The organism is Actinophytocola sp. KF-1 (assembly GCF_054661535.1).
Genome location: NZ_BAAFVK010000001.1, coordinates 312,657 through 334,289, shown reverse-complemented (window position 1 = coordinate 334,289; position 21,633 = coordinate 312,657). Strand labels below are relative to the sequence as shown.

Sequence of the window (21,633 nt, the reverse complement as noted above, 5' to 3'; positions counted from 1 at the left end):
CACTACCTACTATCGAGTAACTACACGTATGCTGCTGAAGTCTCCCCGGGCGGTGCGGCCCGTGGAGATTCAGCCGAGGGAGTCGAGGATGCCGTCCGTGCGCCCAGTTCAACGGGACGCAGTGGGGGCCGACGATGCCCACGGACCCGCACAGACGTCGGAGTCCAGCGCTTCGTGGGAGCTCGTCCACGCCGCGCAGGCGGGCGACCGGTCGGCGTTCGGCGAGCTGTACGACAAGTACGTCGACGTGGTGTTCCGCTACGTCCTCTTCCGGGTCGGCGACCGGGAGCTGGCCGAGGACGTCACCAGCGAGACGTTCCTGCGCGCCCTCCGCAAGATCACGTCGGTGACCTACCAGGGCCGCGACGTCGGCGCCTGGTTCGTGACCATCGCCCGCAACCTGGTCCTCGACCACGTGAAGTCGAGCCGCTACCGCCTCGAGGTGACCACCGCCGAGGTCGACGACTCACGTCCCGTCGACGGCGGCCCCGAGCAGCAGGTGCTCGCGGGCGCGACCAGGGACGCGCTGCTGGACTGCGTCCGCCAGCTGGGTGACGACCAGCGGGAATGCATCGTGCTGCGGTTCCTGCAGGGCCTGTCGGTGGCCGAGACGGCGGCGGTGATGGACCGCAACGAGGGCGCGGTGAAGGCCCTGCAGCACCGCGCGGTGCGCAGGCTCGCCCAGCTTCTGCCACCCGAGATCCGCTAGTGCGTAACTTCGGCCCCACGGAATCGTTTTCCCAGACGTGAGCAGCGAGAGCACGGACGAGCACGACCGCACCGTCGTGCGTGCCCTGCAATCGCTGGCACCGCTGACCGCGCCCACCGGCGAGGAACGCAGGCGCATCCGCGACCGCGTCCTGCTCGCGCTCGAGGACGACCCGGGCACGACGCAGGCGCCGACCGTGGCGGTCGGCGAGCGGCCGGACAAGCCGAGACCGGGCCGGTCACCGCGAGCCGGGGAGAGACCCGGGGACAGGAGACCTGCCTCCAGACCGGGGCCGTCCAGCCCCCGCAGCCGAGCGACCGGCCGCGCGTCCCGCCGTGCGGCGTTGTCGGGGGTGCGCGGCCGGTTCGCCGTCGCGGCGGTGGCTGTGCTCGCGCTCGTCGGGTCGCTCGCCGGGATGAGCCTGCTCCTGGCCAGGGACGCGCTGCCCGGTGACACGCTGTACGGCGTGAAGCGCAGCGCCGAGGCGGCCACGCTGGGCCTCACCTTCGGCGACGAGTCCAAGGCGCTCAAGCACCTCGAGTTCGCCGCCGCCCGGGTCAGCGAGATCGAGACCCTGGCACGCCGCTACCCCGACCCCGCCGACGCACCCGTCGGCGCCTACCTCACCGCGCTCACCGACTTCGAGACCGACGCCACCGCCGGGTCCCGCCAGCTCATCGCGCTCGCCACCGGCACCGACGGCAGGCTGCTCGGCTCGCTGCGCGACTGGTCGACCCAGCAGGCGTCCCGGCTGCGGGACGTGGCGCCCCACCTGCCGAGCGCGGCGCGCAACCGCGAGACCGCCACCCACGCCCTGCTGGACAAGATCACGGCCCGTGCCGAGGCCCTCTCGGCCCGCATGGACTGCTTCCAGATCACCTCCGGTTCCTACGACGACATCGGCGCGCTCCCCGCCACCAGCGCGTGCGAGCACCCGTCGCCCGCGCCCACCACGGGGGCGACGACGCCCAGTGTGCCCGCACCCACCGACAATCCCGCGCCGCCGACCGGAGCGGAGACGCCCAGCGCGCCGCTGCCGCCCGCCTCGCCGACCCCGGGCCTGCCGCCGGTCCCGCTCCCCGGCGCGACGGTGTCGGTGCCACCGCCGACCAGCGCGACACCCCCGCCCGGCAGCTCCACGCCCGAGGAGGAGCCGCCGCCGCTGATCGAACTGCCGCCGCTCCTGCCCGGGCTGCCCGGCCTGAGCATCGGCTGAGCAGCCCCCGGGGTGATGTGACGGGCACATGTGACAAGCGAGCGATCCTGTCGGACGTGCTCGCTACGCTGTCAGGTGGAACAGACGCGTAACCGAAACCGCGGAGGCGATGCCGTGTCCCTGTGGCGTGGCCGGGGGAAAGAGCCCGCGCTCGAGCAGATCGCCACGATCGCGGGTGAGGCGTCCGCCGAGGCGGCCGTCGCGCTGGAGCATGCCGACCGCGCGGCGCGGCCCGCCCCGCCGGCCGACCTGACCGCGGCGGCGTTCTTCGACGTCGACAACACGATGATGATGGGCGCGTCGATCTTCCACTTCGCCCGCGGCATGGCCGCGCGGAAGTTCTTCACCAGCTCCGACCTGGCGAAGTTCGCGCTGCAGCAGGTCGTGTTCCGGGTCGGCGGCCGCGAGACCCACGACGGCATCCGCAACGCCCGCGAGTCCGGCCTGTCGTTCGTCGCCGGGCACTCGGTGGCCGAGCTGATGGCGCTGGGCGAGGAGATCTACGACGAGCTGATGGCCGACAAGATCTGGCCCGGCACCCGCGCGCTCGCGCAGATGCACCTGGACGCCGGGCAGCGGGTCTGGCTCGTCACCGCCACCCCCGTCGACCTGGCCACGATCATCGCCCGCCGCCTCGGGCTGACCGGCGCGCTCGGCACGGTCCTCGAGAGCGAGAACGGCGAGTACACCGGCAGGCTCGTCGGCGAGATGCTGCACGGGCCCGCCAAGGCGCACGCCGTCCGCGCGCTGGCCGCCCGCGAGGGCCTCAACCTGCGGCGCTGCACGGCGTACTCGGACTCGGCGAACGACGTGCCGATGCTGTCCGTCGTCGGCACCGCCGTCGCCGTCAACCCGGACGGCAGCCTGCGGGAGACCGCCCGCAAGCGCGGCTGGGAGATCCGGGACTTCCGAACCGGCCGCAAAGCGGCGAAGATCGGGGTGCCGTCCGTGCTCGGCGCGGGGGCGCTGGCCGGGGCCGTCGCAGCGGGCCTCGCCTACCGGAAGCGGGGCACATGATCGCACTGCTGGTGCTCGTCGTCGCGGTCGTCTGCCTCGCCGTCGGGTTCGTCATGGGCCGCCGCAACGGCATCGAGTCGGAGATCCGCAGGCAGCTGCGCGAGCGCCCCGACCGCTAGCGCCGTGCACATCCACGTCGAACGGCAGGTCGTGCGCGCGGGCGCGGACTACCGCAACGTGCTCTCGACGACGCTGGGCAAGGCGATCGACGCCCCTGCCGAGGTCACCACGGGGTGCGGCATCCGGGTGCCGTACGCGACGACCTCGCCGCACCCGGAACGCGTCACCTGCCTGCCGTGCCGCGAGCACGCGCAGCGCGAGCACCGCGCGGTCGCCGACCAGCTGGAGAACCTCGCGCGGATGCCGGGCTCACCGATCAGCCCCGCGGACGCCGCGAAGGCCGCGCAACGCAGCCGCGACCTGGCGGACCGGTTCGGCTAGCCGCGGAACACGCTCTCCCGCTCGGCGACCATGCTGTCCAGCGTCCGCTGGATCGTCTCGCGGACCTCGGCGGCCACCTCGAGCACGAACGCGTTGTCGTCGGCGGCGTCCGGCGACGCGAGGTCGGTGCGGACGGGCGCGCCGAAGTCGATCCGCCACTTCGTCGGCAGCGGGATCGCGCCCAGCGGGCCCAGCAGCGGGAAGAACGGCGTGACGGGGAAGTACGGCAGGCCCAGCAGCTTCGCGAGCGGCTTGATGTCGGCGATCTTCGGGTGGATCTCCTCCGCGCCGACGATCGAGCACGGGATGATCGGCACCCCGGCCTTCGCGGCCGTGGCCACGAAGCCGCCGCGGCCGAAGCGCTGCAGCTTGTACCGCTCGCTGAACGGCTTGCCGATGCCCTTGAAGCCCTCCGGCCACACGCCGACCAGCTCACCGGCCTTCAGCAGCCGCTGCGCGTCCGCGCCGCACGCCAGGGTCTGGCCGGTGCGGCGGGCGAGCGTGCCCAGCACCGGCACCTTGAACACCAGGTCGGCGCCGAGCATCCGCAGGTGCTTGCCGCGCGGGTGGTTGTCGTGGACGGCGATCGCGGTCATCACCGCGTCCCACGGCAACGTGCCGGAGTGGTTGGCGACGATCAGCGCGCCGCCGTCGAGCGGCAGGTTCTTCTCGCCGGTGACCTCGACGCGGAACCACTTCTCGTAGACCATCCGCAGCGGCGGCATGACCACGGTGTCGGTGAGCTGGGCGTCGAAGCCGAACTCGTCGACCTCGTAGTCGCCGGTCAGGCGGCTGCGGAGGAACTCGGTGAACGACTGGGGCGGGCGCGGCGGGCGCAGCTCGGTGACCGAGGCGAGCTTGCGCGCAGGCCGCGGTGGCGCGTCGGTGCGCGCCGTCGGCAGCTGGATGACGTCGGCTTCCTGGACCGGCACGGTCGTCGTTCTCCTCAGAAGTGCTGCTGGACTGGTCAGCGATGGTGCTCGCTACGCGAGCTCCGCGCGGGAGCCGCGGACGTAGTCGTCGAACGCGGCGGTGGTGGTCCACCGCGGGGTGAACCCGAACGTGGTCTTCAGCCGGGTCGTGTCGAGGACACGGCCGTGGCTGAGCAGCCGGAACAGCCCCGGCGACAGCTCCACCCGGCCACCGGCGAGGCGGGTGGCGGGCCCGATCGCGGCCCTCGGCACCGGCAGCGGGACACGGCCCGCGCGGCGGATGGCCTGGGACAGCATGAGCACCCCGTCGCCGCCGACGTTGAACACGCCCGGCAGGTCATGGGTGATGGCGCGCTCGAACACCGCGAGCGCGTCCGCGATGTGCACGAACTGCACGCGGGCGTCGAACCCGAGCACGGTCGGCACCACAGGCAGCGAGAAGTACCTGGTCAGCGCGTTGTCCACGGCCGGGCCGATGACCTCGGCCAGCCGGATGGTGGTCACGCAGACGTCGGGCCTGCGGCGCGCGAGACCGCGGGCGTAGCCCTCGACCTCGAGCGCGTCGCCACCCCGGTCCGGCGCGTCCTGCTCGGTGAACACGGCGGGCGCACCGGCGCCGCCGCCGTACACCTCGGCCGTGGACTTCACCACGAGCTTGCGCACCGTGCTGGACCGCTGGCAGGCGGCGAGGAGCTGCATCGTGCCGATGACGTTGTGCTCCTTGAACGCCGCGCCGGAGCGCGGCGCCGCGTGCACGACGGTGTCGACCCGCGCCGAGTCGATCAGCTTGGCGATCCGCGGGTCGCGGATGTCCGCGCGGTAAAACCGGGCGCGGGTCGCCAACGACACGGACGGCGGGGCCGTGTCCACGCCCAGAACCCGTTCGATGGCGGGGTCGTCGGCCAACCGTGCGGCCAACTGGCCGCCGAGCTGGTCGGCGACGCCGGTGACGAGGACGACTTTGGGCGCCATACGACTCCGATGACCGATCACGACTGCGTCTGATGCTCGCCTCGCAAGGTCGGCGAGGCGGGGACGATCCGGCTAGCACACTGGCGGACCGGAAGGAACTCTACATCCGAATCGTGATCGACTCGTCGCTGGCAACGAGTAATTAACGCAGGTCACATGCCGTGTTGGTGGATGTCACCCTTTCGGCGGACATCCACCCCGGCACCCGCGGAACTACTTCTTCAACTTGCGACGCTGAACGCGCGTCTTGCGCAGCAGCTTGCGGTGCTTCTTCTTGGACATGCGCTTGCGGCGCTTCTTGATGACCGAGCCCATGCGGAACCTCTGCTTCAGTCGGTGGTCGGGTGAACCTGGAACGGCAACGACCACTCGACCAGTCCGGCCACGGACGCGCCCCATGACACCAGGCAACGAGCATCAAGGTTACCCGGACGTCATGGGGCGGTCGGCACCGGTCTCCTACCCCGCGTCGAAATACGCGCTGCGCAGGTAGTCGTGCACTGCTTGTTCCGGTACCCGGAACGACTTGCCCACTCGCACCGCGGGTAGCTCTCCGTTGTGCACCAGCCGGTACACGGTCATCTTCGAGACCCGCATCATCGTGGCCACCTCGGCCACGGTGAGGAACCGCACCTGTGCGAGGCCAGGCGGCTCCGGTTCTTTCTTGTTCGCCGGCATGCTCACCGCGTCCTTCGACACGTGTCGCGCCGTCAGCTTCCCCACTGACGGTATCGACACGCACGTGCTTCTCCCGAGACTAGCGGGACTGGTGTGACGAATGCGATCCCACGGACGGAATTGACTCCGAAAGATCAGTCCGCCTCGTGCTGGCGCCCCAGCTCCTGCGACCGGTCCCTGGCCGCCTCGATGGCGGCCAGCAGCGCGGCCCGCACGCCGTGTTTCTCCAGCTCACGGATGGCCATGATGGTCGTGCCCGCCGGCGAGGTGACCGCCTCCCGGAGGGTGACGGGGTGCTCCCCGGTCTTCGCGAGCATCGTGGCGGCGCCGACGGCCGACTGGATGATCAGCTTCTCGGACACCGCACGCGGCAGCCCGAGCAGGATCCCGGCGTCGATCATGGCCTCGACCAGGTAGAAGAAGTAGGCGGGCCCGGAACCGGACAGCGCGGTCACGGCGTCCTGCTGCGACTCGGGCACCCGCACGACCATGCCGACGACCGACAGCAGCTCCTCGACGGTCGCCAGGTGCTCGGTGGTGGCGTGCCTGCCCGGCGAGATCGCGGACATGGCCTCGCCGACGATCATCGGCGTGTTCGGCATGACCCGCACGACCGGCACCCCGTCGGGCAGCCGCCGCTCGTACAGCGCGGTCGGCAGGCCCGCGCACAGCGAGACCACGAGCGTGCCGGGGTCGATGTTCGGCGCCAGCTCGTCCAGCAGCGGCTCGATGTCCTGCGGCTTGACGGCCACGACGAGGACGTCTGCGTCCTTGGCGGCGGTGGCGACGTCCACGGCGCGGACGCCGTAGCGCGTGGTCAGCTCGGCGGCCCGCTCCGGGTGCCGTTCGGTGAACATGAGCTCGTCGACCCGGCGGCCGCCGTTGAGCAGCCCGGAGAGGAGCGCCTCCCCGATCTTGCCGGCCCCGAGCACCGCGATGGCATAGGTCATGCCGGACAGCGTCCCACGCCCCCTCCCAAACCCCGCGAGTCTCCCGTCGAGGACCCGCGAGTCTCCCGCCCACGACCCGCGAGTCTCCCGTCCGGGACGCGCGAGTCTCCCGTCCGGGACCGCCGAGTTGGCGGTTGGCGTCTGTCGCCGTCCGCCGCGAACCGCCGACTCGCGGGTCTGAAACGGCGACTCGCGGGTCCTGAGAGGGCGACTCGCGGGGTCTGGGAGGGGGACTCGCGGGGTTTGGGAGGGGGACTCGCGGGGGCGCTAGCGTTTGTGGGTATGTCCACGGGTGTGCAGGTTCTGGTTGGTGTCGTCGTCGCTCTGGTGCTGTTCGGTGGGTGGGTTCTGGTGCGGCGTCGGCCTGTCGAGCGGCGGCCGGTGACCTCGGCACTGGACGCGCGGTTGCGGGAGCTGGTCGAGGACGGCAAGGCCGTCGTGGCCATCAAGGAGTTGCGGGGCGCGACCGGGATGGGGCTGCGGGAGGCGCGGGAGCACGTGCTCGGGCTGGTGCCGGAGCCCAGCAGGCGTGTCACCGACCGGGTCCAGGCGCTGCTCGCCAGGGGCAGGAAGATCGAGGCGATCAAGGAGCTCCGCGACGCCACCGGCCTGGGACTGCGCGAGGCCAAGGAGTACGTCGAGCGCATGCCGGTGCCCGCGCACCACGGCAACCCCGACCACACCGGCAACCCGGACGACCTGGTGCGCGTCCGCGAGCTGGCCGCCGAGGGCAAGCCGATACAGGCCATCAAGGAGCTGCGTCAGCACACCGGTATGGGGCTGAAGGAGGCCAAGCGGTACGTGGACGCCCTCGGCGCCACCGGCGAGCCCCTCGCGCCACCGCGGGACGAGCTCAGCCTCGCGGCCATGGCGCGGGTCCGCGCACTGCTGGCGGACGGCAAGACCATCCAGGCCGTCAAGCTCGTCCGCGAGGACACCGGCTGGGGCCTCGAACAGGCCAAGGACTTCGTGGACCGGCTCTAGGCCTTCGCGGACAGGGCGAGCTGGCGGGACTGGCAGATCAGCCTGCCCGTCGAGTCCACGACGGTCGCGTCCGAGTCGAACCACGGGCCGTGCACCGCGCGGCAGTCGACGTGGATGCGGAGCCAGCCGGGGGCCGGGCGGGAGCGCAGCAGCGCGGTGATCTGGACGGTCGGGGTCCAGCCGAAGCGGCCCAGGTTGAACGTGACCGGCATCGAGATGTCACCGGCGAGCAGGGCGAACATCGGGTCCACCTGCTCGCCGCGCGGGCGGGCCCACAGGCGCAGCCGCGGCGGGTCGTTCGTCTGGCCGTGGAGGAAGCCCGCGCCGTTCGGGTCGAGCCGCACGTCGCAGCCCTCGGTGAGGCGGAACACCGACGCCATCGGCAGTGCCGAGATGTCCAGTGCGTTGCCGGGCGGCTCGGCGGGCTGGTTCGGCAGGTCCGACCACGCGGCACGCTCGCGCGGCAGCCTGCCGGTGGTCACCACGCCCTCCACACACGACTGGCCGCGCTGCTCCAGCTGCACGGCCACGACCGTGGCCTGGCGGCCCGTCTTGCGGACCTCGGTGCGCAGCAGCACCGGGCCCGGCTCGGGCGCGCGGAGGAACTGGGCGCTGACCGACAGCGGGTCGGCGACCGGCGCGCCGCTGCCCGCCGCCGCCACCGCCGCGCGCGCCAGCAGCGCGAGGAGGAACCCGCCGTGTGGCTTGCCGCCGATCGTCCACGGGCCCGACAGGGTGGCGGCGAAGGTGCCGTCGCCGAGTGAGCGCACGCGTGACGCGGTCGTGAAGGGACCGGCGCCACCGTGTCCCGGGCGCGTGTCGCCCTGGCCCGCAAGACTGCTCATGATTATTACCCTGCCACGTCCGGGGGAGCTTGATCAGATCGCGGTACCCGAAACGCGCTTACTTGCGGGATACCAAGGCGCGCAAGAAGAACGCCGTGTTCGCCGGCCGCTCGGCGAGTCTGCGCATGAGGTAGCCGTACCACTGCACACCGTAGGGAACGTAGACGCGGACCGTGTGCCCGAGCCCCGCGAGCCGCAGCTGCTCGTCCGGGCGGATGCCGTAGAGCATCTGGAACTCGAAGCTGCCCGGCTTGCGGTCCAGCGCCTCCGCACGCGTGTGCACGATCTCCACCAGCCGGGGGTCGTGGGTGGCGAACATCGGGTAGCCGTCGCCGCGCAGGAGGGTGTTCGCGCACCGCACGTAGCTGAGGTCCACGTCGTGCGCGTCGGCGAACGCCACCGACGACGGTTCGGCGTAGGCGCCCTTGCAGAGGCGCACGCGGGAGCCGTCGGTCGCGAGCCGGGCGCAGTCGTCCTCTGTGCGGTGCAGGTAGGCCTGCAGCACCGCGCCGGTCCACGGGTAGGTGGCGCGCAGCTCGGCGAGCACCCGCAACGTGGAGTCGGTGGTGGTGTGGTCCTCCATGTCGAGGGTGACCGTCGTGCCGCACTCCCGCGCCTTCGCGCAGATGCGGGCGGCGTTCTCGAGCGCGAGGCCCTCGTCGAGCGCCTGGCCGACCGCGGAGAGCTTCACGCTCACCTCGGCGCTCTTGGCCAGGCCGTCGCGGTGCAGGCCGTCGAGCAGCTCCAGGTAGGCCTGCACGGTCTGCTCGGCGAGCCCGGAGTCGGTGGTGTCCTCGCCCAGGTAGTCGAGGGTGACGGTCAGCCCCTTGGCCACGAGGCTCTTGGCGACCTCGATCGCGTCGGCGGTGGTCTCGCCTGCCACGAATCGACGAACGACGTCCCGGCTCACCGGGGCGGTCGCGACCAGACGACGGATCACGTCGTTGCCGGCCGCGGCCAGGATCAGGCTACGAAGCGGGTGCACAGCCGGGACTTTACGGCCCGCCGGTCATCCATGGGTGGCTTCCGGCTCGTGGACGGGCTCCCACGAGGTGGTAACGGGGTCCGATGTGGGCGACTCCACCCTCACTGACCAAGGTGGAGCCTCGCGAACAGCAGTGCCTCCGCGAGGTCCTTGGCACGTTCCGCCGCCGTCCGCGCACGCCGCGTGTTGATCTCCAGCACGACCTGGCCCGCGAAGCCGTCCGTGGCGAGCGACTCGCACACCTCCGCGCACGGCTGGCTGCCGCGGCCGGGCACCAGGTGCTCGTCGCGCGGCTGGCCCGTCCCGTCGGCGAGGTGCACGTGGGTGAGGCCCGCGCCCATGCGCTTGCGCAACGCCACCGCGTCCTCACCCGCGGCCGACGTGTGCGACAGGTCGAGCGTGTAGTTCCGGTAGCCGACGTCGGTGGGGTCGATCGTCGGGTCGAACGCCGACACCTGCCTGCCGAACCGGCGCACCGGGAACATGTTCTCGACCGCGATCGCGATCCCCGACGAGTCCTCCAGGTCCGCCACGAGCTCCGCGAAGCCCTCCGCGTACTTGCGCTGCCACCGGAACGGCGGGTGGATCACCACGGTCGGCGCGTCCAGGTCCTGCGCGGCCTGCACGGACCGCCGCAGCCGCTCCTCCGGGCGCGGCGACCACACCCGCTGCGTGATCAGCAGGCACGGCGCGTGCACGGCCAGCACGGGCACCCCGTACTGCCGGGAGCGGCGGCGCAGCGCGACCGGGTCCTGGCTGATCGGGTCGGCCCAGACCATCACCTCGACGCCGTCGTAGCCGAGCGTGGCGGCCAGCTCGAACGCCGTGGTCGCCGTCCGCGGCCACACCGAGGCGGTCGAGACGCCGACGTTGATCGTCACTTGTCGAGCAGCAGCAACGCGGCGGGCGAGACCGTCACGACCAGGCCGACGAGCACCGCGAGGAACGTGGTCTGCAGGTCCTCGGCGCGGCGGATCTTCCTGACGATCAGCACGAGCCCGACGATCACCGCGAGCGCGGCGACCAGCGCGGCCGCGGGCATGAAGCCCCACAGCCAGTTGAACCCGAGCCAGATCGCGGCGCCGCCGATGACGCCCAGCGCGAGCTGGCCGCCCATGATCGCCCACTCCTTGGCGGGCGACCGGACGCGGTCATCGTCGTCGTCGAGGTCGTCGTCCTCCAGCTCGTCGAGGTCGCGGTCGTAGTCGCGGTCCTCGCGCACGTCCTCGTCGACGAGGTTCTCGTACTCGGCGGAGTCGTAGCGGTCGTCGGTGTCGGGGTACTCGTCGCTCTCCGGCACGTCCGCGTACGGGTCGTGCGGCGGCGGGTACACCGGCTGGATGCGGGTGCGGCTGTCCGCGCCGGGCACCGGGCGGCGGCCGGTCATGGCGCCGTCGACCGGGACGCGGCCGGGGACCCTCGGCAGCTCCTCCGTGGTCGGCTCCGGCGGCGCCACGGGCATCGGCGGCGGTGGCGGCGGGGCCTCGACCCCGTCGAGCCGCGAGCGCAGGGACGGCTGGACGCCGCCGCGGTCCCGGGTACCGCCCGGGGGCGGCGGCAGCGGCATGCGCTGCGACGGCTGCGGGCGCGGCATCGGCTGCGACGGCTGTGGCCTGGGCAGTTGCTGCGACGGCTGCGGGGTGCCGCGGACCGGCGTGGTCGGCTCGGGGCGGGCGATGGCGGGCATGCGGCCCGACGACTGCTGCCCCGGCGACGGCTGCGGGGCGGGCTGCGGCCTCGGCAGCGGCTGGGACGGCTGCGCCGGCGGCGCGGGCATGGGCCTGGGCAGCTGCTGGGACGGCTGCGGCTGCTGGCGGCGCGGCGGTGGCGGCGGTTCCTGCTGCCGCTGCGGGCGCGGGTACTGGCCGGTCGAGTGGCCCCTGCGGTGCGAGGTGCGCTCCGGCGGCGGCATGTCGTCGCGGATGGCCTGCAGCTCGCCGGACTCCGACAGGACCCGGTCGATGATCGCCTGCGCGCCGGTGTCGCTCACGTCGTCCGCGCGCCGACGACGCCGCCGGGGGGCGCGTTCGCCCGACTCGGCGCCGTACTTGGCGAGCAGCTCCGCGACCGTGCGCTGCGGCTGCTCGGGTCCGCCTTCGTGACTCATCGACTCCACCGTGCCCGGCGCCGGCCAAATCGTCCAGCGGCGACGCGCGAGTGCCCTTCATGCTCGCAGGGATCGACCGACATTATGAACGGCCGCACGGCGCGGTGTCCGCCGAGCATCACGACTCCTCCCCATTCGCCTGGTCAAGCCGGCGCAGGATGACTCCCTCACGCAACGCCCACGGGCAGATCTCGAGTTCCTGCCGTGACAGAGCACGCATCGTGGCCTGTGCCACCAGTGCCCCCGCGACGAGCTGGTGCGCACGGCTCGGGCTCACGCCCTCCAGCTCGGCGAGGTCCGCCGCGCTCATTCGCGTGATGAACGCGATGAGCTGCCGCAACCCCGGCTCGGTCAGCGTCCGCCGCACCCTCGGGCCCGCCGACGACGGCGCGGCGCCGGTCAGCCGCGCGAGCGTGCGGAACGTCTTCGACGTGGCGACCACCCGGTCGGGTTCACCCTTCTTGGCGACCTTCTTCGCGACCGGGCCGAGCTGCTCGGTGAGCCACTCCGCGGTCTCGGCCACCTCGGCCTTGCTCGGCGGGTCGCTCGAGAACCGCTCGCGGGTGATGCGGCCGGCGCCGAAGGGGACGGACTTCGCGTAGTCCGGCGCCTCGTCCATGCCGATCGCCAGTTCGAGGGACCCGCCGCCGATGTCGAGCACCAGCAGCCTGCCCGCCGACCAGCCGAGCCAGCGGCGGGCGGCGAGAAAGGTCAGCTTCGCCTCGTCGGTGCCGGTGAGCACCTTCAGGTCGACGCCGGTCTCGTCGTGGACCGCGGCCAGGACGTCGGCGACGTTGCCGCAGTCGCGGACCGCCGAGGTCGCGAAGGCCATCAGGTCCTCGCAGCCCAGCTTGCTGGCCGACTTCTTGGCCTGCGCGACCGTGTGGACCAGGTCCTCGATGCCCGTCTCCGACAGGTCACCGCCGTCGGTCAGGCGCTCGGCGAGGCGCAGCATGGTCCGCTCGGAGGACGCGGGCATCGGGTGCGCGCCCCGATGCGCGTCCACGACGAGCAGGTGGACCGTGTTCGAGCCCACGTCAAGAACCCCAAGGCGCACGGGGCGCAAGGTTACCGGGCGGTCGCGCTTTGGGAAGTGTTTCCTTACGATTCGAACTTGTACCCGAGGCCACGCACGGTGACCAGGTGCCGCGGCGACGCCGGGTCCGGTTCGATCTTGGACCGCAGCCGCTTGACGTGGACGTCGAGCGTCTTCGTGTCGCCGACGTAGTCCGCGCCCCACACCCGGTCGATCAGCTGACCGCGGGTGAGCACCCGGCCGACGTTGCGCAGAAGGTACTCGAGCAGGTCGAACTCCTTCAGCGGGAGCGGGACCTCGGCGCCGTCGACGGTCACCACGTGCCGCTCGACGTCCATGCGGACCGGGCCCGCCGCGAGCACCTGCGGCAGCAGCTCCCCGTCCGGCGAGTCGCCGCCGCGGCGCAGCACGGCACGCACCCGCGCGATCAGCTCGCGGGCCGAGTACGGCTTCGTCACGTAGTCGTCGGCGCCGATCTCCAGGCCGACGACCTTGTCGATCTCGCTGTCGCGTGCCGTCACCATGATCACCGGCACGGTCGAGCGCTGGCGCAGGGCCTTGCACACGTCCGTGCCGCTCATCCCGGGCAGCATCAGGTCGAGCAGCACGATGTCGGCACCGTTGCGGTCGAACTCCTCGAGCGCCTGCTGGCCGGTGCTCGCGACGGCCGCGGTGAAGCCCTCCTTGCGCAGCAAGAACGCGAGTGGGTCGGCGAACGACTCCTCGTCCTCGACGATCAGCACCCTGGTCACTGCTTGCCTCCTGTGTTGACGCCGTTGCCGCCGGCGGAGTTGGGGTGGGCCGGGATGCGCAGGGTGAACGTGGAACCGGTGCCCGGGCGGCTCCACAGCTTGACCTCGCCGCCGTGGTTGGCGGCGACGTGCTTGACGATGGCGAGGCCGAGGCCGGTGCCGCCGGTCGCGCGGGACCGGGCCTTGTCCAGCCGGTAGAAGCGCTCGAACACGCGCTGCTGCTCCTCCTCCGGGATGCCGATGCCGCGGTCGGTGACCGCGATCTCGACGAACTCGCCCGCGCGGCGGCGGCTGATCGAGACCGGGCTGCCCGGCGTGGAGTAGGCGACGGCGTTCTCGAGGAGGTTGGCGAGCGCGGTGACCAGCAGCGTGCGGTCACCCTCGACGAGCAGGCAGCTGTCGGCGTCGGTCGCGATGTCGATGCCGGTGTTCTCCGCCGACAGCTTCGCCCGGGACAGCGCGTCGCGGACGACGGCGTCGACCTCGACGGCGTGCATGTCGGGCAGCCGCTCGGCGCCCTGCAGGCGGGACAGCGCGATCAGCTCGGTGACCAGCGTGCCGAGGCGGGTGGCCTCGTGGAGGATCTTGCCGGTGAAGCGGCGGACCGAGTCCGGGTCGTCCGCGGCGTCCAGCACGGCCTCGGCCAGCAGCGCCATGGCGCCGACCGGGGTCTTCAGCTCGTGGCTGACGTTGGCGACGAAGTCGCGGCGGGTGGCCTCCAGGCGGACCGCCTCGGACTCGTCGGCCGCGTCCACGGCGAGGAACCCGTCGCCGAGCGGGCGGATCTCGCCGCGGACGGCCTCCGGGCCGCGCCCGTAGGAGCGCTCCTGCGGGCGCAGCTCGATCTCGACCGGCTCCCCGGTCTCCTTGACCAGCTCGGCGGCCTTCTTGGTGTGGCCGTCGACCCGCCGGTTGCGCACCACGCCGAGTTCCTCGGCGCGCGGGTTGTGCTGCACCACGTCGCCGAACTCGTTGAGGATCACGACGGCGTCGTGCGAGGACTGCACGAGGCGCTGGAGGAGGACGGAAACGGTCGGGCCGGCCGGGGGCTGCGCCGCCGACCGGTACCTCGCTCTGGTGATCGCCGAACCGGCCAGGAGGCCGACGACGAGCGCACCGGCTGCCAGGACGATCCAGACCACGTCGGTCACGAGCGAATCGTAAGCAGGTCAGGGGTGGTGCGGACCAGTCCGGAAAGGCCGGAGGTGATTGTCCCGACACCGGAAGCGGCGTTGTTCTTCCGGACGCAAGCCCGTGTTCACCCGATCGTGTCCAAACGGGCCAGCTCGTCGTCGCTCAGCCGCAACCCGGCGGCCGCCACGTTCTCCTCGAGGTGCGCCGGGTTGCCGGTGCCGGGGATGGCGAGCACGTTCGGTCCCTTGTGGAGCGTCCACGCCAACCGGACCTGGGCGGCGGTCACGCCGTGCGCCCGCGCGACCTCGTCGACGGCGGCCGCCTCGGCGCCGGCGGCGATCGCGAAGAAGGGGACGAACGCGATGCCGTGCTCGGCGCACAGCTCGATCAGCGCGTCGTCCTCGCGGCGCGTGGTGAGCCCGTACTGGTTTTGGACGCACACCACCTGGGCGATGTCCAGCGCCTCCTTCAGGTGGTCGGGGCCGACGTTGGAGATGCCGAGGTGCCGAATGAGACCCTCTCGCTGGAGGTCGGCGAGCGCGCCGAAGCCCTCGGCTAGCGACCCCTCGCCCCGGTCCAGCGTCTGCCCGATCCGGAAGTTCACGACGTCGAGGTGGTCGAGGCCGAGCTGGCGGATGTTCTCCTCGACCTGGCCGCGCAGCTCCTCCTTCGTGTGCACGTGGTGGAAGCCGCCGGCCGGGTCGCGCCCCGGCCCGACCTTGGTGGTGATCACGAGGTCGTCCGGGTAGGGCGCGAGCGCGGAGTTGATCAGCTCGTTGGCGGAGCGGAGGTTCGAGAAGTAGAACGCGGCGGTGTCGATGTGGTTGACACCCAGCTCGACGGCCCTGCGGAGCACGGTCATCGCGCGCTCGCGGTCGCTGGGGGTGCCGTCGGCGTTCTGCATGAGGCGCATGGCCCCGAAGCCCATGCGGTTGACGGTGCGGTCGCCGAGCTGCCACGTGCCGGCCGCCGCTGCGTTGATCGAAGTGGTCATGGCTCCAGCGTGTCCACGGCGGTGTCCCGCCGCCGGGATTGGCAACTTCTTGCCGACTTCGACGGCCGGGTTGCCGCGCGGGCAGACTGGTGGCATGACGGTGACGATCGTGCGGGGCGAGGAAGAGCTGTTCGCACGGACGGCCCACCTGTTCGCGACGGCCAGCGAGATCGTCTGCGCGGCGCGCGACCTGAACACGTGGGCCACGGCCCACCGGGCCCCGGAGCGGCCGGTGCAGGAGACGAAGCCGGTGGTCCGCAAGCTGTACCAGCCCGCGACGCTGCTCAACCCGTCGTCGGCGCGGCACGTGCGGGAGGTCGCCGCCCACGCGGCGGTCCGCATCACGAACGACGCCGTGAACGAGACGATCATCATCGACCGCAGGTTCGCGATCCTGGCAGGCGACCTCGCGGACGGACAGCGCAGCTACGGCGTGGTCACCGAGGCGGCGGTGGTGCAGAACGTCCTGTCGCTGTTCGAGGCGGCGTGGCGCGCGGGGATGGACCTGGCGGTCTACGACGCACAGCACGCCGAGCTGACCACACTGGCGCCGAAGGTGATGGAACTCCTGGCATCGGGCTGCAAGGACGAGACCGCGGCCCGCACCCTGGGCCTGGGCGTCCGCACCTACCGCCGCCGCGTGGCCGAACTGATGACCGCGCTGGGCGCCGAGTCCCGCTTCCAAGCAGGCGCAAGAGCCCGAGAACTAGGCCTGATCTGACCCCCACCCCCGCGAGTCCCGCGCTCAAACACCGCGAGTCGCGCTCTCACGCACATCGAGTTGTCAGTTTCGTGCATCAACCTGCTGCACGAAACTGACAACTCGGTATGTCCGAGAGCGCGACTCGCGGTGTTCTGGGGCGGGACTCGCGGGGTTAGCGGCCCTGGTTGGCTACTGCTGCGGCTGCTGCTTCGGCTGCTGCCGGGTCCAGGTAGGTGCCGCCCGGGGTGCGGGGTTCCAGGTTGTCGTTCAGGTCGTAGCGCAGCGGGATGCCGGTCGGGATGTTCAGGCCCGCGATCGCCTCGTCGCTGATCCGGTCCAGGTACTTGACCAGGGCGCGCAGCGAGTTGCCGTGGGCGGCCAGCATGACCGTCTTGCCCGCGCGCAGGTCCGGGACGACCTCCGACTCCCAGTACGGGAGCATGCGCGCGACCACGTCCTTCAGGCACTCCGACAGCGGCGCGTCGATGCCCGCGTACCGGACGTCGGCGTCCTGGGAGAACTCCGAGCCCTTCTCGATCGGCGGCGGCGGGGTGTCGTAGGAGCGGCGCCAGAGCATGAACTGCTCCTCGCCGAACTCCTGCAGCGTCTGCTTCTTGTTCTTGCCCTGCAGCGCGCCGTAGTGGCGCTCGTTCAGGCGCCAATCGCGCTTCACCGGGATCCAGTGGCGGTCCGCCACGTCCAGCGCGATGTTCGCCGTCGAGATGGCCCTGCGCAGCACCGACGTGTGCACCACGTCCGGCAGCAGACCCGCGTCGCGGATCAGCTCGCCGCCGCGCTGCGCCTCGGCCTTGCCCTTCTCCGACAGCGCCACGTCCACCCAGCCGGTGAACAGGTTCTCGGCGTTCCAGACGCTCTCGCCGTGGCGGAGCAGGATCAGCGTTCCCACCGAGGATTCGTGCATCGATCCAGACATGTCGAGCAGCCTGCCAGAGAAAGATGAACCACACGGTCCGGGCCACCCATTCGGGCCAACCTGAGTGCTCCAATCAACACTCCGTCGAGCTTTCGAGTAAGGGTCGTAGCCGAATCGTTACCTACGGAACGCAATTACCCTATCGCGGCGCGGTTAGTGGCCTTGTGTAACCGCCCGACTTCTGACAGGTTGACAGCGCCCTTGCGGATCAGCTCCCACGCACTCCCTGATCCGAGAGGGCAGCAGTACGGCTCGTCTCCCCTGCCGAGCCGTACCCCGCCCGGATTCCCATGGGTGCCCCCCGCTCAGGGCTCCGACGCGGCGGGAACCTAACGCGCGGCGGCTCGGGATCGCGACTCCCCCCTCGCCCGAGCCGCCGCGCGAACCTGCATACAAAATCAAACCTCAGGCGTCGCCGCCGTCGATGGCGTCAGCATGTGCTCGAACGCCTTCAGGTTCGCGAGCGACTCGCCGCGCGCGACCCGCCACTCGTACTCCCGCTGGATCGACGACGCGAAGCCGATCTCCAGCAGCGTGTTGAAGTCCCCGTCCGCCGCCTCGAGCACCTGGCCGAGCAGCCGGTCCAGCTCGTCGGGCGTCACCGACTCGTGCGCGACCCGCCCCACCAGGTAGATGTCGCCGAGCTGGTCGATCGTGTACGCCACCCCGTAGAGCTTCGCGTTGCGCCGCAGCATGAACCGGTACACGTCCTCGAACGCCTCGTCCGGCCGCCTGCACACGAACGCCTCGATCACCAGCGCGTGCGGGTTCACCCGCAGCCACACGTTGGTCTGCAGCTTCTTCGTGCCGGGCAGTGTGACGAAGTAGCGACCCGCGCCGGGGCTGGTGTACTTCAGCTCCCGATCGGCCAGCGTCTCCTCGATGACCTTGTTCAGGTCACTCACACCGCCACCTCCGTCTCGAACAGCGCACGCCGGAACGCGCTCGCCGCGTCGGCGTACCCCGAGATCAGCGCGTCAGTCGTACGGTCCCACGAGAACCGGGCCGCGTGCTCGACGGCGCCGGCCGCCAGCGACGTCAGCACATCCGGCCGCAGCGCGACGTACGACAGCGCGGACGCCCACGTCGCCGGGTGGTGCCCGGTGACGAGCAGGCCCGACCGGCGGTTCGCCACCGCGACCGGCAGCCCGCCGACCGCCGCCGCGACCACCGGCGTCCCGCACGCCTGCGCCTCCAGCGCGACCAGCCCGAACGACTCGTTGTGGCTCGGCACCGCCACCACGTCCGCGGCCCGGTACACGTCCCGCAGCTCGGCGCCCCTGCGCGGCGGCAGGAACCGCACGACGTCGGCGATGCCGAGGTGCGCGGCCAGCTCCTGCAGCGCGGTCGGCGCCTCCAGCCCGGTGCCCGACGGCCCGCCGACGACCACCACGACCAGCTTCTCCCGCGCCACGGCACCCCGCGCCAGCAGCTCGGCGGCCGCGCGCAGCAGCACGTCGGGCGCCTTCAGCGGCTGGATGCGGCCGACGAACGCGAACACGGTCGCGTCCGGTGCGATGCCCAGCGCGGCACGCGCCGCGGCCTGGTCACCGGGCCGGAACATGTCCAGGTCGACGCCGGGCGCCACGGTGTGCACCTTGTCCGGCGCGGCGTCGTACAGGTCGGTGAGCTGCGCGGCCTCGACGTCGGTGTTCGCGATCAGCTGGTCCGCCTCGTCCACGACCTGCTGCTCGCCGATCTCCCGGCTGCGCGGCTCGGGGGTGTCGCCGTCGGCGAGCGCGGCGTTCTTGACCTTCGCGAGCGTGTGCGCGGAGTGCACCAGCGGCACGCCCCAGCGGTCCCGCACCAGGTAGCCGACCTGGCCGGACAGCCAGTAGTGCGAGTGCACGAGGTCGTAGTAGCCGGGTTCGTGCCTGGCCTCCGCACGCAGCACGCCCGCGGTGAACGCGCACAGCTGCGCGGGCAGCTCGTCCTTGCCGAGGCCCTCGTACGGGCCCGCGGTGACGTGCCGGACCAGCACGCCCGGCGCCAGCTCCGCCACCGGCGGCAGGTCCGACGACGTGGCGCGCGTGAACACCTCGACCGCGATGCCGCGGCGGGCCATGCGGGTGGCGGTCTGGGTGATGTAGACGTTCATGCCGCCCGCGTCGCCGGTGCCCGGCTGTTCCAGCGGCGACGTGTGCAGTGACAGCACGGCCACTCTGCGTGGCAACCGCCGCATGCGCAGCACCGAACCCACGGGATCGTCTCCGACCGTCACATCCACTCCCGACTAGTGGTTGGCGACCGGCCCCGCGAACTCGAGCAGGGCCGCGTTGAACTCCGCACGGCGTTCCACGAACGGCATGTGTCCCACTTCTTCGAACCAACGCACGGTGGCGGTGGAAATCTTCCCCGCCGCGTACTCGGCGCTCGACGGCGCGACGACCGTGTCGGCCGTGCCGTGCGCGATCAGCACCGGCACGTCGATCGCGGCGAGCACGTCCGCACTGCCCAGATCCCGCTTGAACAGCGCTTTCCGGACGCGCGGCGGCACACGGAGCATGTTGCCCACGTGCCGCTGGAGGTCGGGGCCGGGCAGCGGCTCGACGGTCATCCGCTTGGCGAACGCGGTCAGCGCCGGGATGGCCTCGTCGGGGTCCTCGGACATCATCGGCCGCATCACGCCGTCCCACGCCGGGCCGATCGCGCCGCCGGGCCGGTCCCGTCCCAGCTCGGTCACCGCGCCCGCGTACACGACGCCCGCCACCCCGGCGGTTCCGCGTTCCCGCAGGTAGTCGGTGACGACGAGACCGCCGTAGGACCAGCCGACGAGCACCGCCGGACGGCCGAGACCGGCCAGGACCCCGGCGAGGTCGGCGGCCCACACGGCCGGGTCGTCGTAGCCGTCCGACGGGGCGCTGGAGGCGCCGTGCCCGCGGAGGTCGACGGCCACCATCCAATGCCCGCTGAGAGATTGGTCACTCAGCTGTCCGGCCCACGACTCGCTGGACGCCGCCCAGCCGTGCACGAACACGATGGGCGGTCCCTGCGGATCACCGGCGGTGCGGAAGGCGATGCGGGCACCGCCCCCGCCCGTGGCGCCCGCCATTCAGTTCAGCGCCGACATCGACTGCCACTGCTCCCACGGGATGAGCCAGTCGAACACGTCGGACGTGGTCGGGAAGTTGGCCCGGGAACCGGTGATCTCCACGGGGTCGCCGATCAACGCGCTGTCGAAGTACGCCTTGGCGTCGGTCTCGTAGAGGTTGATGCAGCCGTGCGAGGTGTTCGCCTTGCCGATGTTGGCGTGGTTCTCCTCGTTCTCGTGGATGAACTCGCCGTGGTTGGAGATGCGGACGGCCCACTTCTTCTTGACGTTCGTGTACCCGTAGCGCGGGTTGGAGAAGTCGCCGACCGGCTCCTTCGACATGACGATGACCGTGCCGTTGGGCGTGTTCAGGTTCGGGTCGCTGTCCTTGCCGTTGCTGGACGGGTAGCTCGCCACCAGCGCGCCGTCGCGGTAGACGTTCATCTTGTGGTCCGGCGTGTTGACCTTCACGACCTGGTTGCGGCCGATGGTGAACTTCGTCGACAGGTCGGACTTGCCGTACGCGCCGCCGCCGTAGGCCACGCCGTACAGCTTCGCGTTCACCGTGACCTGCGTGTTCGCCGGCCAGTACTCCTTGGGGCGCCAGTCGACCTGGCTGTCGCTGATCCACGCCCACGACCCCTCGACGGGCACCGAGGTCTCCACGGTCAGCGCCTTCTCGACGGCCGCCTTGTCCTCGGGGCCGCCCTCGGGGAACTTGATGCTGACCGGCATGCCGACGCCCACCGTGGCGTCGTCGCCCGGGTTGATCGTGGCGCGCGGGGTGGCGGCGGGCGCGATCGTGTTGAAGGCGCCGGTCTTCTCGGTCACCTTGCCGTCGGCGTTCTCCGCCTTGACCGTGTACGTGTAGGCCTTCGCGTAGCCGAGCACCTCGGCGCTGGTCCAGCTCTTCTTGTCGGGCGCGATCTCCCCGGCGACCGGTTTGCCCGCCGGGTTGGTGACGGTGGCCTCGACCAGCTCACCGCCGGACACGGTGATCTTCACCGGCGAGATGGGCGAGACGTCCTTCGCGCCGATCGCGGGCTCGAACGCGACCTTCGCGGCGGGCGCCTTCTTCTCGAACGGTTTGCCGCCACCGCTGCCGCCGCTCGCCCCGTCGCCGCCGTCCGACGTACAGGATGCGAGCAGCGCAATCGCGGCGACCAGAGTCGCGACCGTGCCGAGAAACCGCCGTCCGGATCTCACGTTCCAA

At 71.6% G+C, this 21,633-nt stretch carries 25 protein-coding genes; 7 read left to right on the top strand and 18 right to left on the bottom strand.

The genetic code is table 11. The features are described 5' to 3' along the window. Positions 1-88 precede the first annotated feature (88 nt). The 5 genes from ACYQ77_RS01690 to ACYQ77_RS01670 all read left to right on the top strand — a co-directional run bounded on the left by ACYQ77_RS01690 (position 89) and on the right by ACYQ77_RS01670 (position 3,383). Positions 89-709 carry a sigma-70 family RNA polymerase sigma factor gene (locus ACYQ77_RS01690; RefSeq protein ID WP_459706682.1) on the top strand — a complete coding sequence of 207 codons (621 nt, stop codon included), beginning with the start codon at positions 89-91 and terminating at the stop codon, positions 707-709. 37 nt (positions 710-746) lie between these two features. Further along, a complete protein-coding gene (locus ACYQ77_RS01685; protein ID WP_459706680.1) occupies positions 747-1,925 on the top strand; it encodes a DUF5667 domain-containing protein in 1,179 nt (392 codons plus the stop codon). Positions 1,926-2,039: 114 nt separating this feature from the next. Then, positions 2,040-2,942 (top strand): HAD family hydrolase, encoded by a 903-nt coding sequence (locus ACYQ77_RS01680; RefSeq protein WP_459706678.1) that lies wholly within the window; start codon positions 2,040-2,042, stop codon positions 2,940-2,942. Further along, on the top strand, positions 2,939-3,061 hold the full coding sequence (locus tag ACYQ77_RS01675) for a hypothetical protein (protein WP_459706676.1): 123 nt from the start codon (positions 2,939-2,941) through the stop codon (positions 3,059-3,061). The genes ACYQ77_RS01680 and ACYQ77_RS01675 overlap by 4 nt, the downstream gene beginning before the upstream one ends. Before the next feature lie 4 nt (positions 3,062-3,065). Beyond that, positions 3,066-3,383, top strand: coding sequence for a hypothetical protein (locus ACYQ77_RS01670; RefSeq protein WP_459706675.1), 318 nt, complete (start codon positions 3,066-3,068; stop codon positions 3,381-3,383). Here ACYQ77_RS01670 and ACYQ77_RS01665 read toward each other — a convergent pair. The 5 genes from ACYQ77_RS01665 to proC form a co-directional block, all read right to left on the bottom strand. Further along, the gene (locus tag ACYQ77_RS01665) at positions 3,380-4,315 is read right to left on the bottom strand and encodes a lysophospholipid acyltransferase family protein (protein ID WP_459706673.1); all 936 of its coding nucleotides are present in this window, start codon (positions 4,313-4,315) and stop codon (positions 3,380-3,382) included. The genes ACYQ77_RS01670 and ACYQ77_RS01665 overlap by 4 nt on opposite strands. A 51-nt stretch (positions 4,316-4,366) precedes the next feature. Next, positions 4,367-5,287 (bottom strand): NAD-dependent epimerase/dehydratase family protein, encoded by a 921-nt coding sequence (locus ACYQ77_RS01660; protein WP_459706671.1) that lies wholly within the window; start codon positions 5,285-5,287, stop codon positions 4,367-4,369. 213 nt (positions 5,288-5,500) lie between these two features. Continuing rightward, a complete protein-coding gene (locus tag ACYQ77_RS01655; RefSeq protein ID WP_018684825.1) occupies positions 5,501-5,602 on the bottom strand; it encodes a 30S ribosomal protein bS22 in 102 nt (33 codons plus the stop codon). A gap of 144 nt (positions 5,603-5,746) precedes the next feature. After that, a complete protein-coding gene (locus ACYQ77_RS01650; protein ID WP_459708100.1) occupies positions 5,747-5,965 on the bottom strand; it encodes a helix-turn-helix domain-containing protein in 219 nt (72 codons plus the stop codon). A gap of 134 nt (positions 5,966-6,099) precedes the next feature. Beyond that, positions 6,100-6,915 carry a pyrroline-5-carboxylate reductase gene (proC, locus tag ACYQ77_RS01645; RefSeq protein ID WP_459706668.1) on the bottom strand — a complete coding sequence of 272 codons (816 nt, stop codon included), beginning with the start codon at positions 6,913-6,915 and terminating at the stop codon, positions 6,100-6,102. A 351-nt stretch (positions 6,916-7,266) separates the two neighbouring features. Between proC and ACYQ77_RS01640 the strand changes: the two genes are divergently transcribed. Continuing rightward, on the top strand, positions 7,267-7,899 hold the full coding sequence (locus ACYQ77_RS01640; RefSeq protein ID WP_459706666.1) for a ribosomal protein L7/L12: 633 nt from the start codon (positions 7,267-7,269) through the stop codon (positions 7,897-7,899). Here ACYQ77_RS01640 and ACYQ77_RS01635 read toward each other — a convergent pair. The 8 genes from ACYQ77_RS01635 to ACYQ77_RS01600 form a co-directional block, all read right to left on the bottom strand. Further along, positions 7,896-8,744 (bottom strand): thioesterase family protein, encoded by an 849-nt coding sequence (locus ACYQ77_RS01635; RefSeq protein WP_459706664.1) that lies wholly within the window; start codon positions 8,742-8,744, stop codon positions 7,896-7,898. The genes ACYQ77_RS01640 and ACYQ77_RS01635 overlap by 4 nt on opposite strands. 58 nt (positions 8,745-8,802) lie before the next feature. Then, entirely contained in the window at positions 8,803-9,729 is a 927-nt protein-coding gene (locus tag ACYQ77_RS01630; RefSeq protein WP_459706662.1) for a proline dehydrogenase family protein, read from the bottom strand. A gap of 101 nt (positions 9,730-9,830) precedes the next feature. Then, positions 9,831-10,610 (bottom strand): sugar phosphate isomerase/epimerase family protein, encoded by a 780-nt coding sequence (locus ACYQ77_RS01625; protein WP_459706660.1) that lies wholly within the window; start codon positions 10,608-10,610, stop codon positions 9,831-9,833. After that, positions 10,607-11,836 (bottom strand): hypothetical protein, encoded by a 1,230-nt coding sequence (locus ACYQ77_RS01620; RefSeq protein ID WP_459706658.1) that lies wholly within the window; start codon positions 11,834-11,836, stop codon positions 10,607-10,609. Before ACYQ77_RS01620 ends, ACYQ77_RS01625 begins: the two co-directional genes overlap by 4 nt. Positions 11,837-11,954: 118 nt before the next feature. After that, complete coding sequence (locus ACYQ77_RS01615) at positions 11,955-12,893, bottom strand: Ppx/GppA family phosphatase (protein ID WP_459706656.1); 939 nt, start codon at positions 12,891-12,893, stop codon at positions 11,955-11,957. 44 nt (positions 12,894-12,937) lie between these two features. Further along, the gene (locus tag ACYQ77_RS01610; RefSeq protein WP_459706654.1) at positions 12,938-13,624 is read right to left on the bottom strand and encodes a response regulator; all 687 of its coding nucleotides are present in this window, start codon (positions 13,622-13,624) and stop codon (positions 12,938-12,940) included. After that, positions 13,621-14,766: a sensor histidine kinase gene (locus tag ACYQ77_RS01605; RefSeq protein ID WP_459708098.1), complete on the bottom strand. Its 1,146-nt coding sequence runs from the start codon at positions 14,764-14,766 to the stop codon at positions 13,621-13,623. The genes ACYQ77_RS01610 and ACYQ77_RS01605 overlap by 4 nt, the downstream gene beginning before the upstream one ends. Positions 14,767-14,882: 116 nt before the next feature. Beyond that, a complete protein-coding gene (locus ACYQ77_RS01600) occupies positions 14,883-15,752 on the bottom strand; it encodes an oxidoreductase (protein ID WP_459706653.1) in 870 nt (289 codons plus the stop codon). A 94-nt stretch (positions 15,753-15,846) separates the two neighbouring features. On the opposite strand from ACYQ77_RS01600, the gene ACYQ77_RS01595 reads away from it, so the two are divergent. Continuing rightward, positions 15,847-16,473: a DNA-binding response regulator gene (locus ACYQ77_RS01595; protein WP_459706651.1), complete on the top strand. Its 627-nt coding sequence runs from the start codon at positions 15,847-15,849 to the stop codon at positions 16,471-16,473. Positions 16,474-16,627: 154 nt separating this feature from the next. On the opposite strand, the gene ACYQ77_RS01590 is transcribed toward ACYQ77_RS01595, so the two are convergent. From ACYQ77_RS01590 to ACYQ77_RS01570, 5 genes are all read right to left on the bottom strand, one after another. Continuing rightward, complete coding sequence (locus ACYQ77_RS01590; protein WP_459708096.1) at positions 16,628-17,377, bottom strand: phosphoglyceromutase; 750 nt, start codon at positions 17,375-17,377, stop codon at positions 16,628-16,630. A gap of 410 nt (positions 17,378-17,787) precedes the next feature. Beyond that, positions 17,788-18,294: a type III secretion system chaperone family protein gene (locus ACYQ77_RS01585; RefSeq protein ID WP_459706649.1), complete on the bottom strand. Its 507-nt coding sequence runs from the start codon at positions 18,292-18,294 to the stop codon at positions 17,788-17,790. Beyond that, positions 18,291-19,571: a D-inositol-3-phosphate glycosyltransferase gene (gene mshA, locus ACYQ77_RS01580; RefSeq protein WP_459708094.1), complete on the bottom strand. Its 1,281-nt coding sequence runs from the start codon at positions 19,569-19,571 to the stop codon at positions 18,291-18,293. Before mshA ends, ACYQ77_RS01585 begins: the two co-directional genes overlap by 4 nt. Before the next feature lie 51 nt (positions 19,572-19,622). Then, on the bottom strand, positions 19,623-20,441 hold the full coding sequence (locus ACYQ77_RS01575; protein ID WP_459706647.1) for an alpha/beta fold hydrolase: 819 nt from the start codon (positions 20,439-20,441) through the stop codon (positions 19,623-19,625). Further along, entirely contained in the window at positions 20,442-21,626 is a 1,185-nt protein-coding gene (locus ACYQ77_RS01570; RefSeq protein WP_459706646.1) for a L,D-transpeptidase, read from the bottom strand. Positions 21,627-21,633 lie beyond the last annotated feature (7 nt).

Excerpts from the sequence above, each read along its gene's own strand:
- ACYQ77_RS01690 (WP_459706682.1), top strand. The coding sequence starts at position 89 with ATGCCGTCCGTGCGCCCAGTTCAACGGGACGCAGTGGGGGCCGACGAT.
- ACYQ77_RS01675 (WP_459706676.1), top strand. The coding sequence starts at position 2,939 with ATGATCGCACTGCTGGTGCTCGTCGTCGCGGTCGTCTGCCTCGCCGTC.
- ACYQ77_RS01660 (WP_459706671.1), bottom strand. The coding sequence starts at position 5,287 with ATGGCGCCCAAAGTCGTCCTCGTCACCGGCGTCGCCGACCAGCTCGGC.
- ACYQ77_RS01655 (WP_018684825.1), bottom strand. The coding sequence starts at position 5,602 with ATGGGCTCGGTCATCAAGAAGCGCCGCAAGCGCATGTCCAAGAAGAAG.
- ACYQ77_RS01650 (WP_459708100.1), bottom strand. The coding sequence starts at position 5,965 with ATGCCGGCGAACAAGAAAGAACCGGAGCCGCCTGGCCTCGCACAGGTG.
- proC (WP_459706668.1), bottom strand. The coding sequence starts at position 6,915 with ATGACCTATGCCATCGCGGTGCTCGGGGCCGGCAAGATCGGGGAGGCG.
- ACYQ77_RS01635 (WP_459706664.1), bottom strand. The coding sequence starts at position 8,744 with ATGAGCAGTCTTGCGGGCCAGGGCGACACGCGCCCGGGACACGGTGGC.
- ACYQ77_RS01620 (WP_459706658.1), bottom strand. The coding sequence starts at position 11,836 with ATGAGTCACGAAGGCGGACCCGAGCAGCCGCAGCGCACGGTCGCGGAG.
- ACYQ77_RS01600 (WP_459706653.1), bottom strand. The coding sequence starts at position 15,752 with ATGACCACTTCGATCAACGCAGCGGCGGCCGGCACGTGGCAGCTCGGC.
- ACYQ77_RS01595 (WP_459706651.1), top strand. The coding sequence starts at position 15,847 with ATGACGGTGACGATCGTGCGGGGCGAGGAAGAGCTGTTCGCACGGACG.
- ACYQ77_RS01590 (WP_459708096.1), bottom strand. The coding sequence starts at position 17,377 with ATGCACGAATCCTCGGTGGGAACGCTGATCCTGCTCCGCCACGGCGAG.
- mshA (WP_459708094.1), bottom strand. The coding sequence starts at position 19,571 with ATGCGGCGGTTGCCACGCAGAGTGGCCGTGCTGTCACTGCACACGTCG.
- ACYQ77_RS01575 (WP_459706647.1), bottom strand. The coding sequence starts at position 20,441 with ATGGCGGGCGCCACGGGCGGGGGCGGTGCCCGCATCGCCTTCCGCACC.